This window comes from Rhodococcus sp. NPDC058639 (assembly GCF_042717545.1).
Classification (GTDB): domain Bacteria; phylum Actinomycetota; class Actinomycetes; order Mycobacteriales; family Mycobacteriaceae; genus Rhodococcus.
Window position 1 is genome coordinate 275,486 of the sequence record NZ_JBHXRF010000001.1, and the last position, 14,815, is coordinate 290,300.

The window sequence follows — 14,815 nt, forward strand, 5'->3', positions numbered from 1 at the left end:
GCGCGTGCGTGCAGGATGGATTCTTGTGGCGTCCGTGGCCCTGGCTTCGGTCGCCTGCGGTTCGGAGCAGGGTGATCCGAATCCGTCGGGTGAGGGTGTGGCGGGCACTGTCACGGTGTTCGCGGCGGCGTCGCTGAGGGACACGTTCACCGAGATCGGCGCCGCGTTCGAGCAAGCGCACGACGACGCCGCTGTGGTGTTCAATTTCGCAGGTTCGTCGGACCTCGCCGGCCAGCTGGCGCAGGGCGCACCCGCCGACGTGTTCGCCTCCGCCGATCCCGTCACGATGTCCCGCGTCGTGGACGAGGGTCTCGTCGCGGGTGAGCCGGTGCTCTTCGCGGCCAACACGCTCACGATCGTCACCGAGCCGGGGAATCCGAAGGGCATCACCTCGTTCGCCGACCTCGGCCGTGACGGCGTGTCGGCGGTCGTCTGCGCTCCCCGGGTGCCGTGTGGCGCCGCCACCGTGCGCGCCGAAGAGGCGACCGGAACCGAACTGTCGCCGGTCAGCGAGGAATCCTCCGTCGCCGACGTGCTCGCCAAGGTCACCTCGGGACAGGCCGACGCCGGACTGGTCTACGTCACCGATGCGCGCGCCGCGGGCGATGCCGTCACCGTCGTGGCCTTTCCCGAGTCCGGGGACTCCGTCAACACCTATCCGATTGCCGTACTGGAAGATTCCCGGAATCCGGACGCCGCCCGCGCGTTCGTCGATTTCGTCGCCGGACCCGAAGGACTGGAGATTCTCGGGGAATCCGGGTTCGCCGGTCCATGACGGCGGTCCGCACCCCGACCGGTCTGCCGGCGTGGATCTATCTCCCGGCGATCGCCGGCGGGCTGTTCGTGGTGCTGCCGTTGGTCTCGATCGTGCTCTCCGTCGACTGGCACCGATTCCCTGAACTGGTCACGTCCGAGGCGTCGATGCAAGCGCTCGCGCTGAGTTTGCGGACCGCGTTCACCAGCACCGTGCTGTGCATCGTGTTCGGTGTGCCCATGGCTGCCGTGCTCGCACGCAGCACGGCCCGCGTGATGCCGGTGCTCCGTTCACTGGTCCTGCTGCCGCTCGTTCTGCCGCCCGTGGTGGGTGGGATCGCGTTGCTGTACACCTTCGGCAGACGCGGCCTCATCGGTGAACACCTCGAGGCGTTCGGGATCCGGATCGCCTTCTCCACCACCGCTGTCGTGCTGGCACAGACCTTCGTGGCGTTGCCGTTCCTCGTGATGAGTCTCGAGGGAGCGTTGCGTACCGCGGGCCGGCGGTACGAGGCGGTGGCGTCGACGCTGGGCGCCCGGCCCACCACCGTCTTCCGCAGAGTCACCCTGCCGTTGGTGCTGCCGGGACTCGTCTCCGGTGCGATCCTGGCGTTCGCGCGGGCACTCGGGGAATTCGGCGCGACCCTCACTTTCGCGGGCAGCCTCCAGGGCGTCACCCGGACCCTCCCTCTCGAGATCTATCTGCAGCGGGAAACCGATCCCGATGCCGCCGTGGCGTTGTCGCTGCTCCTGGTCGTCGTCGCAGTGCTCATCGTGGTGGCCACACGCGGCCGCCGGGCAGGCGGCGACTGGTGAGCGGACTGCACGTGCGCGCACGTGTCGACGCACGGTCCGTCGACTTCGACCTGGACGTGGCATCCGGCAGCGTGGTCGCGATCCTCGGTCCCAACGGTGCCGGGAAATCGACGCTGCTGAACCTGATTGCAGGACTGGTTCTTCCGGACGAAGGGCGGATCGAGCTCGGTGGCCGGATCCTCACCGACACGTCGGCGGGTGTCGCGGTGCCGCCCCATCGCCGGTCGGTTGTCCTGCTGGCACAGCAGGCCCTGCTGTTCCCGCACCTGACCGCTGCGGGCAACGTGGCCTTCGCGCCGCGCAGTGCCGGAACGAGGCGCCGTGCCGCGCACACGGAGGCGATGCGCTGGCTCGACGCCGTCGACGCTGTGGAGTTCGCCGACCGCAAACCTCACCGCTTGTCGGGCGGGCAGGCTCAGCGGGTCGCGATCGCCCGGGCTCTCGCTGCCGACCCGCAGTTGCTGCTGCTGGACGAACCCATGGCAGCGCTGGATGTCGCTGCGGCACCGGCGATCAGGTCACTGCTGCGCCGAATACTGCGTGAGGACCGGCGGACGGCACTCGTGGTGACACACGACCCCCTCGACGCCCTGGCCCTCGCCGACCGCGTCGTGGTGGTCGAATCGGGACGCGTCGTGGAACACGGCGCGGTGCGGGACGTCCTCACCCGCCCACGGAGCGCCTTCGCCGCACAGATCGCCGGGATGAACCTGATCGCCGGCACGGTGACAGGGGACGGCGTGGATACGGAGGTCGGTGCCGTGCACGGCGTCGTCGGCGAGGAGTGCGCACCGGGAGATGTGGCCGCAGCCGTCTTCTCCCCCGCCGCGGTCGCGGTGTACGTGGACGAGCCACACGGGAGTCCCCGCAATGCGTTCGAGGTGACCGTCACCGAAGTCGAAGCCCGGGGCTCGACGGTGCTGGTACGCACCGGAGTCGCTGGTCTGGCGGCGGAAGTGACGCCCGCCGCGGTTGCGGATCTCGGTCTCGAGCCGGGCTCGGCCGTATGGTTCGTCGTCAAGGCGACGGAGATTCGCGTTCATCGCGCCGCGCTCCCGGTCCTGCGGGGGTCGTGACTAGGTTCGCGACCGCCCGAGTGCGAGAACGCCGGCCAGGGCAAGCACGTAGAACAGCCCGCCGGCCACGGCAAGTCCCGGGCTGCGCCCGTCCGGCGCGATCAGGAAGGCCGACGCGGCGATCGCGGCCAGGAACGCCAGGTTGAACACGGTGTCCTGCAACGCGAATACCTGCCCGCGACGCGCGTCGTCGATCTCGATCTGCATGGCGGCGTCGCCCGTCAGCTTGATGGTCTGTCCCGCGACCCCGAGGAGGAAAGCGGCGATCAGCAACGATCCCGTCGTCAAGGAAGTGACGAACGCGAACTGCACGACTGCGGCGGCGAGCAACCCGGCGGTGACCGCACGAGGTCGTCCGAGACGAGGGAGGAGGAACGGTGTGAGGGCAGCCGCGAGGAGCATCCCCGCTGCGGTGCAGGCCACCGCGGCACCGAATCCCGCGAGCCCACCGGGGAGATCCGACGGGTTGTCGGCGTTTCGCAGGACGAGCAGCGTGATGAGTGTGTTCAGGCCGAACACGATGCGGTGCGCCCCGATACCGAGCAGCGCGGCAGCGACCCCGAGATTCTCGGCGACCGCGCCCGCGCCGGTCCGCAGGCCGGCGAGTACCGCGCTCACCGGCGAGCGGAGTCGTGCACCGTCGGGCCCGAGTGCGTTGCGGGGGAACCCCGCCGCTGCGGCGGCGCCGACGACCGACCCGGTCACGCCGACCGCCACCGCGATGCCGGAACCCGTGTCCCCCGCACCGACGACACCGATCGTCGCGACCGCGACGGCGGCACCTGCTGCCGCGACAACCGAACCCGCGGTTGCCAGAACGGAATTCACCGGAACGAGCCACGACTGCCTCGTCACGTGGGGCAATGATGCCGAGACTCCGGCGAGAACGAATCTGCTCACCCCCACGGCGGCAAGTGCCAGCAGCATCAGGGGTAGTTGCGGTCCGCCGACGAGGAGCACCCCGGCCGCGGACGCGACGAGAACCCCGCGTACCGCGTTGGCCCACACCAGGACGAGCCGGCGATCCCAGCGGTCGAGCAAGGCCCCGGCGAACGGTCCGATCACCGAATAGGGCAGCAGGAGCACCGCGAACCCTACGGCGATGTCCACCGGATTCGTGTGACGTTCGGGGTTGAAGAGAATCGCTCCACCGAGGGCGGCCTGGAACAGACCGTCCCCGAACTGCCCGGCGAACCGGACCGCTGTCAGTCGCGCGAGTCCCGGGGAGTGCCGTAGCGCCGTCGCCGTCGATCGCCACGCCTGTTTCTGGGAGTCCCGCACACACGCGACCCTATCGATCGCCACTCTGCGCGGATGTCCCGCCCGGGGCGGCAGGGAGCAGCGCTCACATTTGTTTGCGGTGCTTCCGGTAGGGCAGGCTGGGCGGCGTGACAACACCCCGCGCCCGGGCTCGTGCCCGCACGATGGCGGACATCGTGGCCATCGGCCGCGAGCATCTCGCCGCCGGTGGCGCCGAGGCCTTGTCGTTGCGGGCGGTCGCCCGCGATCTCGGGGTGGTCTCCTCGGCCGTCTACCGGTACGTCGCAAGCCGCGACGAACTTCTGACCCTGCTGGTGATCGATGCCTACGACGAACTCGGCGATGCCGTCGATGCAGCAGTCGATGCTATGGACGCCGCCGACCACCGGGCACGCTTCTTCGCGTTGGGCCGGGCGGTGCGAGCCTGGGCGCGTGCCGAGCCCGCCCGGTACGGCCTGATCTTCGGTACCCCTGTGCCGGGCTATCACGCACCCGCCGACCGGACCACCCAACCGGGAACCCGCGTCGTTCTGAGTCTGGTGCGCATCCTGGTCGAGGCCCACCGGGACGGGGTGCTGGAGGAGACGACCGAGGTCCGGACGACTGCCGGGCTCGCCGGTGATCTCGATCGCATCCGCGCCGAGATCTCCGCAGACCTGCCCGACGACGTTCTGGCGCGGGGTCTGTTCGTGTGGCCGGCGCTGTTCGGGGCGGTGAGTTTCGAAGTGTTCGGTCAGTACGGCACGGGCACCTTCACGGACCCGGAGTCGTTGTTCGACCACCACCTCGCGCTGCTCGCCCGGACAGCCGGGTTCCGCCCGACATCGCGGTGACGCCGGTGACAGAATGTCTCTCGTGGCGCAGCACCAGGAGGAACCCGAGGACCGCACCGCACCTGTGACTCCGAAGGTGCGGCCGGGAAGTCTCCTCGTCTCCGCCACCGACCTCACCGAACCGACGTTCCGCCGCAGCGTCGTCTACGTCGTGGAGCACACCGCCGCGGGCAGTTTCGGCGTTGTCCTCAACCGGATCAGCAATACCTCGGTCGACGCGATGCTGCCGCGGTGGACACGGCTCGCGGCGGCGCCGAAGGCGTTGTTCGTCGGTGGCCCGGTTCACCGCAGTTCGGCATTGTGTCTGGGCACGGTCCGCGTCGGAACGGCCGTCGACGGTGTACCCGGTATCCGCCGGGTCGACGGCCGCGTCGTGATGATCGATCTCGATTCGGATCCGGCTGTCATCGCCCGGCACGTCGAAGCCGTGCGGATCTTTGCCGGGTACGCGGGATGGAGCGGGGGTCAACTCGACGGAGAACTGCGCAACGACGACTGGATGGTTGTCTCCGCGCTTCCCTACGACATCTTCACTCCCGCACACGTCGACCTCTGGGCGCGGGTCCTGCGCCGCCAGCCGCTCCCGCTGGCACTGCTGGCGACGCATCCGATCGAGATCGAACGGAACTGACCGACCGTCGGTCAGGAGGACGGTTCCGTCAGCCCGGTGGAGTCGGTGGATGCGCCGGCGCTGCGTCGATCCGCGAGGGTGTTGAGTGCCCCGGCCAGCTCATCGGCTCGTGCCGAGGTGACCGTGAAGACGTGGCCCGACGCCGTCGTCACCGCCACAGCCGGTCCGGTGGTGGTGACGAGGCCGTATCTGCCGCGTCCCTTCACCCGCAGACCCCAGCCGCCCCAGTCCTGGAAGGGTCGGGTCTCGGTGATCTCGGCGCCGACGATCTCGTCGAGGTCGTAGACCACCGCATCCGTCGCGAGGTTGCGCACCCGGATGCCCTTCTCGTCCACGATCACGGTGAAGCGCAGCAGGCTCACGGCGAGGACGGCGACCGGAACGACGACCGCCGTAGGCCACCAGCTGTCCGTGGCCGCGCACACGAGCACCGTGGGCACGAGGATCGAGCCAAGCAGGGCGACGGTGGCACCGGTGCCGATACCGACTCGGTCCACCAGGGGTGATTCGAACGGTCCGCGGGGCAGATCGGGTGCGGGCGGCTGTGATGCAGGTGTGCGCTCGCGTCCGTCGCGGAGCAGGGCCGCGCCGAGCCATCCGACGGCGACACCCGCGACCGTGCCGACGGCGATCGACCAGGTGGGAAATGCTGTCTGTGTCACATCCGCGACGTCGAGCTGGGCGCCGAGCACGGCGACGAACGTCGCGACCATCAACCCGGTGACCCCGAGACCGATGACGAGCATGTAGCGCCGCATCAGCAGCAACGACCGGGCGAGCGCCGCGATCGCACAGCAACCGCCACCGACCATCACGACGAGCAGGGCCATCGTCCACGCCGACGATCCGACCGGGCCGAAGCCATCCGGGCGCGATCCGGTCCAGTGCGTCGCCACCTCGGCCGGCAGCCGTGGCTCCCAGAGGCGAGAGAGGACGACGATCGAGGCGGCGGCGAGTACCGGAACGATGATGCCGAAGACAACGCCGACAGGATCGATCACGCGGGTCTGCGACACGGCCTCACTCTCCAACACGGCCTCACAGTAGAGGCTCGGAGCCGTTCTGCGTTGCCGGCGAGGCCGGCGGTGAGATCCCGGGTCAGGCGCTCGGCTCGCACGCCCCACGCAGGCTGCACGCACCGCAGGACGAGCCGCATCCTTCGGACTCCTCGGGCTTCGTCGCCGCCGCGACCCGCGCACCGACCGCACCACCGGCACCGGCGGTGACGAGCGCCGCCCCGACGGTGACGACGATCGCGATGATCGCCGCGACGGTCGGCAGGGTCAGGCAGGCGATACCGCCCACGGCGAGAAGGACGCCGGCCCCGAGCATGCTCGGGGCGGCAACCTTGTTGGCCAGCGCGAACGTGGTGTCGTCGCGAAGAGAGTCGGGGGTGCGCACTCCGGCCCAGCGGTTACGCGGCAGCTTCCCGGCCAGTGCCGCGACACCGACCGCTCCGACGACGAGAGCGAGCAGGAAGAGCAGAAGGGCGACGATCAGCACTCGGTCAGGATACGCGTCGGCCGAAGGCGCCGGTGAGGTCGGGTTCGGGCACGTTCTACCCTGGTAGGAGCCCACAAACGCCGGCCGAGTAGATAGCGATCACCGTGACCCGTCCCGATCAGACCTCCGCACAGCCGCACGCTGCCGCCCAGCAGCAGTCGTCCGACGCCACCCCGAAGCATCGGTATACCGCCGAACTCGCGGGGCAGATCGAGCAGCGCTGGCAGGAGCTGTGGCGCGAGCGCGGCACCTTCCACGCCGCCAATCCGGTCGGCGCGCTCGCCGGCGATGTGCCGGCCGACAAGCTGTTCGTGCAGGACATGTTCCCCTACCCGTCGGGTGCGGGCCTGCACGTCGGCCACCCGCTCGGCTACATCGCGACGGACGTCTACGCGCGTTATCACCGCATGCAGGGCCGCAACGTGCTGCACACACTCGGTTACGACGCCTTCGGGCTGCCGGCGGAGCAGTACGCCGTCCAGACGGGGACCCATCCCCGCACGACCACCCAGGCGAACATCGCCAACATGCAGCGTCAGCTCGGGCGCCTCGGACTCGGGCACGACGAGCGTCGCTCCGTCGCGACCACGGATGTGGAGTTCTACCACTGGACGCAGTGGATCTTCCTCACCATCTACAACGCGTGGTACGACCGCTCGGCAGGGAAGGCCCGCCGGATCTCGGAACTCGAGGCGGAACTGGACTCGGGTGTCCGCACGCTCGAGGACGGCCGTGACTGGTCGAGCCTGTCGGATGCCGAGAAGCAGTCCGCTCTCGACGGCTACCGCCTCGTGTACCGCTCGGATTCGCTGGTCAACTGGTGCCCCGGCCTGGGTACGGTGCTCGCCAACGAGGAGGTCACCGCGGACGGCCGTTCCGAACGCGGGAACTTCCCGGTGTTCCGGAAGAATCTTCAGCAGTGGATGATGCGCATCACGGCGTACTCCGACCGGCTCATCGACGATCTCGAATACCTGGACTGGCCCGAGAAGGTCAAGTCGATGCAGCGCAACTGGATCGGGCGCAGCAACGGCGCGCAGGTGAAGTTCGGTGTGGCCGGACATGATTCGGATATCGAGGTCTTCACGACCCGGCCCGACACGCTGTTCGGTGCCACCTATGTCACTCTCGCACCCGAGCACCCGCTGGTCGACGAGATCGTCGCCGCGTCCTGGCCGGAGGGTGTCGATGCCCGCTGGACCGGTGGCGCCGCGTCCCCCGTCGACGCGGTCGCCGCGTACCGGGCATCGATTGCGGCCAAGTCCGATCTCGAGCGGCAGGAGAGCAAGGAGAAGACGGGCGTCTTCGTCGGCGCCTACGCGGTCAACCCCGTGAACGGGGAGAAGCTGCCGGTCTTCATCGCGGACTATGTCCTCACCGGGTACGGCACCGGAGCGATCATGGCGGTGCCGGGCCACGACCAGCGTGACTGGGAGTTCGCAACCGCGTTCGGGCTGCCGATCCGCGAGGTCATCGCCGGTGGCGACATCTCGGAGGCGGCGTATACCGGCGACGGTGTGCTCGTGAACTCCGACTACCTCGACGGTCTGACGGTGCCGGACGCGAAGAAGACGATCATCGCCAAGCTCGAGGAGTCCGGGGCGGGAGTCGGAACCGTCCAGTACAAGCTGCGTGACTGGCTCTTCGCGCGCCAGCGCTACTGGGGCGAACCGTTCCCGATCGTCTACGACGCACAGGGCGAGGCTCACGCGATCCCCGAATCCATGCTGCCCGTGGAGCTTCCGGAGGTCGAGGATTACGCTCCCGTCTCGTTCGATCCCGACGACGCCGATTCCGCACCCTCCCCTCCGCTCGCGAAGGCCACGGACTGGGTGAACGTCGAACTCGACCTGGGCGACGGCCTGCAGCGCTACACCCGCGACACCAACGTGATGCCGCAGTGGGCCGGCAGCTCGTGGTACCAGCTGCGCTACATCGACCCGCTCAACAACGAGGAGTTCTGCGCCAAGGAGAACGAGCAGTACTGGACCGGGCCGCGCCCGGACCTGTACGGGCCGAACGATCCCGGCGGCGTCGACCTGTACGTGGGCGGCGTCGAGCACGCGGTGCTGCACCTGCTGTACGCGCGTTTCTGGCACAAGGTGCTGTTCGACCTCGGATACGTGACCTCGTCCGAGCCGTACCGGCGCTTGTTCAACCAGGGTTACATCCAGGCGTACGCCTACACCGACGCGCGCGGTGTCTACGTCCCGGCCGAGGAGGTCGTCGAACGCGACGGCAAGTTCTTCTGGACGGGTCCCGACGGTGAGCAGGAAGTTGCCCGCGAATACGGAAAGATGGGCAAGTCGCTCAAGAACTCCGTTGCGCCCGACCAGATCTGCCACGAATACGGTGCCGACACCCTCCGCGTGTACGAGATGTCGATGGGCCCGCTCGACCAGTCGCGTCCGTGGGCGACCAAGGACGTCGTGGGTGCGTCCCGCTTCCTGCAGCGTGCCTGGCGACTGGTGGTCGACGAGGAGACCGGCGACGTGCGGGTCACGGACGAGACGCCCGGCGACGAGACCCTGCGCGCGCTCAACAAGGCCGTTGCCGGGGTGTCGGACGACTACGCGCACCTGCGTGACAACACCGCGATCGCCAAGCTGATCGAGTACACCAACCACCTGACCAAGCAGTATCCGGCGGGTGCGCCGCGCAGCGCGGTCGAACCCCTCGTGCTCATGCTCGCTCCGGTGGCGCCGCACCTCGCCGAGGAACTGTGGTCACGGCTCGGGAACACGGAATCGCTTGCGCACGGGCCTTTCCCGACCGCAGACGAGAAGTGGCTCGTCGAGGACTCCGTCGAGTACCCGATCCAGGTCAACGGGAAGGTGCGCAGCCGCATCACGGTGCCCGCCGATGCGAAGCCGGATGCGATCGAAGCCGCCGCGCTGGCGGACGAGAAGATCGTCGAGATGCTCGGCGGCGCCGCGCCCCGGAAGGTGATCGTCGTACCGGGCAAGATGGTCAACGTCGTGAAGTAGACGTGGTCACGTAGGCGACGAACATGTGCCCGGCAGCTCGCACGAGCTGCCGGGCACTGTCGGTTCTGCTACTTCGACTGCCTCGAAGCCGAACGCCGCGAGGACTTCTCCGCGTCGGCGAGGTTCCCCACCTTCTTGGCGTCCTGCTCGGCCTTCTTCGACTCCAGTTTCTTGGCGACGGCATCCTCGAGCGCGATCTTGGCCGGTTCGGATGCCTTCTTCTCGGCCTCCCGAACGGCCGCCTGCTGCCTCCGCTTCGCTGCTTCGGCGGTCTGCTGCTGCCTCTCGGCCTGCTTCGTGGCCTGCGCGGTCTGCGCTGCTTTCTTCTGCGCGGCCTCCCGTGCGGCCTGCTTCTCGCGCTCGTCGCGCTGGGCCCGCGCCTGCTCCACGTCGCGTTCGCGTTTCCGTCGCGCCTCCTCACGCTCGTCCGCCGCGCGTTCGTGGGCGCGCCTGAGTTCCTCGTCTGCAGCCCGCTTTTCGTCGGCCGCCTGCCGGTCGAGTTCTTCGGCGCGGATCACGGCCTGCGCGCGTTCGTTGGCGAGCGCCCCGCGTGTGGCGATGTCCTCGTCTCCCACCACACTGCCGACGATGCCGTCGAGCATGCCGAGGCCGCGCTCGTACATCAGGCGCGGTGCCGCGTCGGACGGGAGGAACCGCAACTGCTGCTCGATCACGCCCAGGGGGAATCGGGCGATGCGATATTGCAGTCGCAGAACGGTTTTGGGTAAGGCGGTCAAATTCATGGGCACATCTCCAGTCTCCGGTTCTGTGGTCCGTATGAAGTCGGGGTCTCGCCGAACACGGGTCGCCGGGTGGCCGGGTCGCCGTTCTGCGTCAGCGGTCGTGCTCGTCCAGCGCTTGCTCGAGAGCCTCGGCCCGGCGGCGTTCCTGTTCGGCCTCGAGGCGTGCGCGCTCGGCGTCGGTGACGGCTGCTCCGTGTTCCGCATGGGCGTCGCCCACGTCTGCGGAAACCTCGGCCGCTTCTACGTTCTCCCGCACCCGGGCACGCTGTTCGGCGAGCGCCGCGTCGCGCGTCGCCTGGGCTTGCTCGCGCGCCACATGCTCCTGCCGCTCGCGTTCGGCCTCCTGCTTCCGCATCTCGGCTTCCTGTTGCGCACGGGTCTCGGTGGCGTCGGCTTGTCGTTCCGCCGCCGCACGTTCCTGGCGACCGGCCTCGTGCACAGCCTCGAGGTGCTCGGTGGCCTGCTTTGCGTCGGCTTCGGCTATTCGTGCGGACGTGTCCGCTTCTTTCAGTTTGTTGGCCTCCTCTTGCTCGAGGCGACCTTCCGTTGTCAGGGAATTGTTGCGCGTGAGCGCACCGGTGAATTCCTTGAACTTGCCGACGACGGATTTCCTCAACCCGGCACGGGCTCTGTGTGATGCATCCTCTTCGGCCACGGGGACTCCCTTCCGATGGATCCACGAGAAAGTGGTTCTCGACGGGATATCCGCAGAAGGTGCGCTTCAATCCTTAACCGGCGGGAAATTAACCCGGCCGTCACGCGGATGTGTGAGCGTCCCCGAGGTTGGCGTGTACGAAATCGAGCACGTCGCCCAGAACTTCGTCCCGGTTGGTCTCGTTGAAGATCTCGTGTCGCGCGCCGGGGTACACCCTCGACGACGAAGCGCTGCCGGCGAAGGTGGACCACCCGGTCGCGGTTCCGTCGATCGGCACGAGACGGTCGCATTCTCCGTGCAGCCACAGCACGGGCACGGTCTCGACCGGGCCGGCCGTCGTGACGAGGTCCAGACACGCCTTCAGGGCTTCCACGGTGGCCCGCTGGAACGGTCCGTGCCACACGAGGGGATCGTCGACGTACGCTCGTCCCACCTCGGGATCGCGTGAGAGTGTCTCGGGATCGATGGGGGTATCAGGGATTTCGTCGGCTGCCAGCAACGTATCGACGACGGGCCACGTGCCGAGGACCGGGCCGGAGAGAACGACGGCGGCGAGTTCGTCTCCGAAGCGCTGCGCGTACCGTGCGGCGATCATGCCACCCATCGAGTGTCCGATCAGGGCGACGGGAAGCCCCGGGTGATCGCGCCGCGCGGTGAGATCGAGGCGGCGGAAATCGTCCACCACGAGTTCGAAATCGGGCACGAAGACGCGCTCGCCGTCGCTGAGTCCGTGACCGGCATGGTCGACGGCGTACACCGCGGCGCCGTCGTCGACGAGTCGCGCGGCCACATGGTCGTAGCGACCGGCGTGTTCTCCGTAGCCGTGGCACAACAGCGCGATGTATCGGGGCGTCGCCGTCTCCCATTGCCTGGCCGCGAGCGTGCCGGTGTGTCCGTCGAGGGTGAAGGCGAGGGTCTCGGGCATCGTTCTCCTGGCGTCGCGGGTCGAACCGTCGGTGGTGGGGTAAGCATGGCACGACTGCGGCCCAGGGCTGTGTGATCACAGCCTGGTCGGAATGCGCGTCGTGCTCTAGCCTCCAACGTGGAACACGTTCTAGAAATTGAGAGGGCTCACCTATGGCACCCACCCGTGACGCGATCCGCGCCACCGTCGAGAACTACGTCCGGTCGGTCGCGAAGGGAACCGTGGACGACGTGCTCGCGCTCTACGCACCCGGCGCCACGGTCGAAGACCCGGTCGGTACGCCGGTGCGCACCACCGAGGCCGAACTCCGCGAGTTCTACGGTGTGATCGAGCCGATGACGCAGACGGGCGAAGTGCTCGAACTCAAGATCGCCGAGAACAACGCGGCGTTCCTCTTCCGGCTCGTCACCCACCTCGGCGAGCAGGATCTGGTCATGGAGGTCGTCGACGTCATGACGTTCGACGACGAGGCACGAATCTCCAGCATGAAGGCCTACTGGAGCCAGGAGGACATGAAGACCGTTCCGGCGTCCTGATGGCTTCCCGCACCGTCGACGTCGACGGTTTCACGTGGAACATCGACGACACCGGCGACGGCCCCGCCGTCGTCCTGTGTCACGGGTTCCCCGGTCTCGGCTACAGCTTCCGGCATCAGAGTGCCGCGCTTGCCGGAGCCGGATATCGGGCGATAGCGCCCGATATGCCGGGGTACGGCGGCACCGATCGTCCGGCCACCGTCGAGGAGTACACAGCCGTCGCGACCTCCGACCGACTCGTAGGACTGCTCGACGCTCTCGGGATCGCCCGTGCGGTGTTCGTCGGCCACGACTTCGGTGCGCCCGCCGCGTGGACCACGGCGCTGCGTCATCCTTCCCGCGTCGCCGGTCTGGTCCTGCTGGCCGTGCCGTACGCGCCGGACAGGCTCCGTGCACGTCCGACGGAGTTGTACCGGAAGATGGCACGACAGCATTTTCTGCACCTGCACTATTTCCAGGAGCCCGGCGTCGCCGAAGCGGAACTCGATCCGCGGGCGCGCGAATTTCTGCAGCGGCTCTTCTTCGCGCTCTCCGGTGAGTACCGGTACCTCGACGTGTGGAACCACCCGTCCGAGGGGAACGGCTATCTCGACGTGCTCCCGCAGGCACCTGCCCTTCCGTGGGCGTGGCTCTCGGAGGAGGAACTCGACACGTACGCCGCGGTGTTCGACCGCACCGGCTTCGGCGGCGGGTTGTGCTGGTACCGGGCGTACGACGCGAACTGGCTCGCCTCGGCTCCTTACGAGGGCGCCGACATCACGGTGCCGACGATCTTCGTCGCGGGCGACCGGGATCCGGTCATCACGATGTCCGGTCCCGGAGCGCTCGAGCGGATGAGCGCCGCGGTGCCCGATCTGCGGGGCGTCCATCTTCTCCCCGGAGCCGGACATTTCGTGCAGATGGAACGGAGTGCGGAGGTGGACGCTCTGCTCCTCCGTTTCGTGTCCGACGTCGTCTCGCCCGCGGGAAGTGCCGAATAGCCATATCTCCGTACGCCATCGCCCTAACATGACGACGTGGCCACCGACACAGTGCGTGGATTCGGGCTGGTGCTCGCGCTCACCGCGACACTTGTGGCGGGCGCGTGCACATCGGGCGGTTCGCAGGAACCGCCGACCGTGCGGCTACAGGTGGCGACGTCGCAGGGCGAGTACCCGTGGACGGGCCCGCTGCTTCCACCCCAGGCGCCGGTCGCCGTGCCGCCGCTCGCACTCGACGTCGTCGAGGAGACCGGAGATCCGGTGGCGGCGGACGGTTCGTCCCCTTCGGTACCGGGCGACCGGGCGGCTCTCTACGGCGGAAGCCTCGAAAGGGCCCTCTGCGACCGGAACGCACTGGTCGACACCCTCGAGGGTGACCGCTCGAAGGCAGATGCGTGGCGGAGCGTGCTCGAGGTCCCCGACATCCGGGGCTACATCTCGAAGCTCAGTCCGGTGCTGCTCCGCGCCGACACCCGCGTCACTCTCCACGAATACCGCGACAACACGGCGAGTCCCGTGCAAGCGGTGCTCGAGACGGGGACGATCGTTCTCGTCGACAACCGTGGACTTCCCAGGGTGCGATGTGCGCGCGGGAACCCGCTGTCGCCGCCCGTCCTGACAGCCGACGCCGAACTCGAGGGCCGGACCTGGCCGGGCCTGAATCCGGAGCGGCTGTTCGTCGTCCAGCCGGCCGAGAAACCTGTCGAGGAGTTGCGGGTCGTCGACATCATGACCGGTGGCATGCTCCCCGTTCGGGTCGGCGAGGGCAAGCAGGCGCCCGCGCCCCCTCCGGAGCCGGAAATCGAGCCGTCGACCGAAAACGCACCGTCTCGATCGCCGGAGCAGCGTGCCCAAGTGCAGGAACCTGCACCCGCACCTGAACCTGCTCCGGAACCGCCCCCCGCCCCGGCTCCGGCACCCGCACCCGCACCCGCCCCGGCACCGGCACCGGAACCGGAACCCGCTCCGGCACCCGCCCCGGCACCTGCCCCCGCACCGGCACCCGCGCCCGCTCCGGCGCCCCCTCCGCCGCCTCCGCCGCCACCCCCGCCGCAGATCCAGATCCCGATACCCGGCGCACCGCCGGTCATCATTCCCCTACCGTTCTGAGGCATTC

General features: G+C 68.6%; 15 protein-coding genes. 9 read left to right on the forward strand and 6 right to left on the reverse strand.

Annotated features, from left to right (window positions below; translation table 11 throughout):
* The first annotated feature begins 25 nt into the window (after positions 1-25).
* From modA to ACFWU2_RS01255, 3 genes are read left to right on the forward strand one after another with little or no spacing between them, the layout of a single operon-like run.
* The gene (modA, locus tag ACFWU2_RS01245; protein WP_378599070.1) at positions 26-775 is read left to right on the forward strand and encodes a molybdate ABC transporter substrate-binding protein; all 750 of its coding nucleotides are present in this window, start codon (positions 26-28) and stop codon (positions 773-775) included.
* Entirely contained in the window at positions 772-1,569 is a 798-nt protein-coding gene (locus tag ACFWU2_RS01250; protein WP_378599073.1) for an ABC transporter permease, read from the forward strand. Before modA ends, ACFWU2_RS01250 begins: the two co-directional genes overlap by 4 nt.
* Positions 1,566-2,645 carry a sulfate/molybdate ABC transporter ATP-binding protein gene (locus ACFWU2_RS01255; RefSeq protein ID WP_378599076.1) on the forward strand — a complete coding sequence of 360 codons (1,080 nt, stop codon included), beginning with the start codon at positions 1,566-1,568 and terminating at the stop codon, positions 2,643-2,645. The genes ACFWU2_RS01250 and ACFWU2_RS01255 overlap by 4 nt, the downstream gene beginning before the upstream one ends.
* On the opposite strand, the gene ACFWU2_RS01260 is transcribed toward ACFWU2_RS01255, so the two are convergent.
* Positions 2,646-3,926: an MFS transporter gene (locus ACFWU2_RS01260; protein ID WP_378599079.1), complete on the reverse strand. Its 1,281-nt coding sequence runs from the start codon at positions 3,924-3,926 to the stop codon at positions 2,646-2,648. It lies immediately after the preceding gene.
* A gap of 143 nt (positions 3,927-4,069) precedes the next feature.
* Here ACFWU2_RS01260 and ACFWU2_RS01265 point away from each other — a divergent pair, with 143 nt between their 5' ends.
* Positions 4,070-4,738, forward strand: a complete 669-nt coding sequence (locus tag ACFWU2_RS01265) for a TetR/AcrR family transcriptional regulator (protein ID WP_378600191.1) — start codon at positions 4,070-4,072, stop codon at positions 4,736-4,738.
* Positions 4,739-4,751: 13 nt separating this feature from the next.
* Complete coding sequence (locus ACFWU2_RS01270) at positions 4,752-5,369, forward strand: YqgE/AlgH family protein (protein WP_378599082.1); 618 nt, start codon at positions 4,752-4,754, stop codon at positions 5,367-5,369.
* Between the two features lie 11 nt (positions 5,370-5,380).
* Here ACFWU2_RS01270 and ACFWU2_RS01275 read toward each other — a convergent pair whose 3' ends face one another.
* On the reverse strand, positions 5,381-6,385 hold the full coding sequence (locus ACFWU2_RS01275) for a DUF1648 domain-containing protein (protein ID WP_378600196.1): 1,005 nt from the start codon (positions 6,383-6,385) through the stop codon (positions 5,381-5,383).
* A gap of 82 nt (positions 6,386-6,467) precedes the next feature.
* Complete coding sequence (locus ACFWU2_RS01280) at positions 6,468-6,872, reverse strand: SdpI family protein (protein ID WP_378599085.1); 405 nt, start codon at positions 6,870-6,872, stop codon at positions 6,468-6,470.
* A 104-nt stretch (positions 6,873-6,976) separates the two neighbouring features.
* Here ACFWU2_RS01280 and leuS point away from each other — a divergent pair, with 104 nt between their 5' ends.
* Positions 6,977-9,859: a leucine--tRNA ligase gene (gene leuS / locus ACFWU2_RS01285; protein ID WP_378599088.1), complete on the forward strand. Its 2,883-nt coding sequence runs from the start codon at positions 6,977-6,979 to the stop codon at positions 9,857-9,859.
* A gap of 68 nt (positions 9,860-9,927) precedes the next feature.
* On the opposite strand, the gene ACFWU2_RS01290 is transcribed toward leuS, so the two are convergent.
* From ACFWU2_RS01290 to ACFWU2_RS01300, 3 genes are all read right to left on the reverse strand, one after another.
* Positions 9,928-10,602: an IF2 family translation initiation factor gene (locus tag ACFWU2_RS01290; RefSeq protein ID WP_378599093.1), complete on the reverse strand. Its 675-nt coding sequence runs from the start codon at positions 10,600-10,602 to the stop codon at positions 9,928-9,930.
* Positions 10,603-10,693: 91 nt separating this feature from the next.
* The gene (locus ACFWU2_RS01295; protein WP_378599095.1) at positions 10,694-11,257 is read right to left on the reverse strand and encodes a CsbD family protein; all 564 of its coding nucleotides are present in this window, start codon (positions 11,255-11,257) and stop codon (positions 10,694-10,696) included.
* Positions 11,258-11,357: 100 nt separating this feature from the next.
* On the reverse strand, positions 11,358-12,182 hold the full coding sequence (locus ACFWU2_RS01300) for an alpha/beta hydrolase (protein ID WP_378599098.1): 825 nt from the start codon (positions 12,180-12,182) through the stop codon (positions 11,358-11,360).
* A gap of 152 nt (positions 12,183-12,334) precedes the next feature.
* Here ACFWU2_RS01300 and ACFWU2_RS01305 point away from each other — a divergent pair, with 152 nt between their 5' ends.
* From ACFWU2_RS01305 to ACFWU2_RS01315, 3 genes are read left to right on the forward strand one after another with little or no spacing between them, the layout of a single operon-like run.
* The gene (locus tag ACFWU2_RS01305) at positions 12,335-12,718 is read left to right on the forward strand and encodes a nuclear transport factor 2 family protein (protein WP_378599101.1); all 384 of its coding nucleotides are present in this window, start codon (positions 12,335-12,337) and stop codon (positions 12,716-12,718) included.
* The gene (locus tag ACFWU2_RS01310; protein ID WP_378599104.1) at positions 12,718-13,698 is read left to right on the forward strand and encodes an alpha/beta fold hydrolase; all 981 of its coding nucleotides are present in this window, start codon (positions 12,718-12,720) and stop codon (positions 13,696-13,698) included. Before ACFWU2_RS01305 ends, ACFWU2_RS01310 begins: the two co-directional genes overlap by 1 nt.
* A gap of 36 nt (positions 13,699-13,734) precedes the next feature.
* On the forward strand, positions 13,735-14,808 hold the full coding sequence (locus ACFWU2_RS01315; protein WP_378599107.1) for a DUF6777 domain-containing protein: 1,074 nt from the start codon (positions 13,735-13,737) through the stop codon (positions 14,806-14,808).
* The last annotated feature ends 7 nt before the right edge of the window (positions 14,809-14,815 follow it).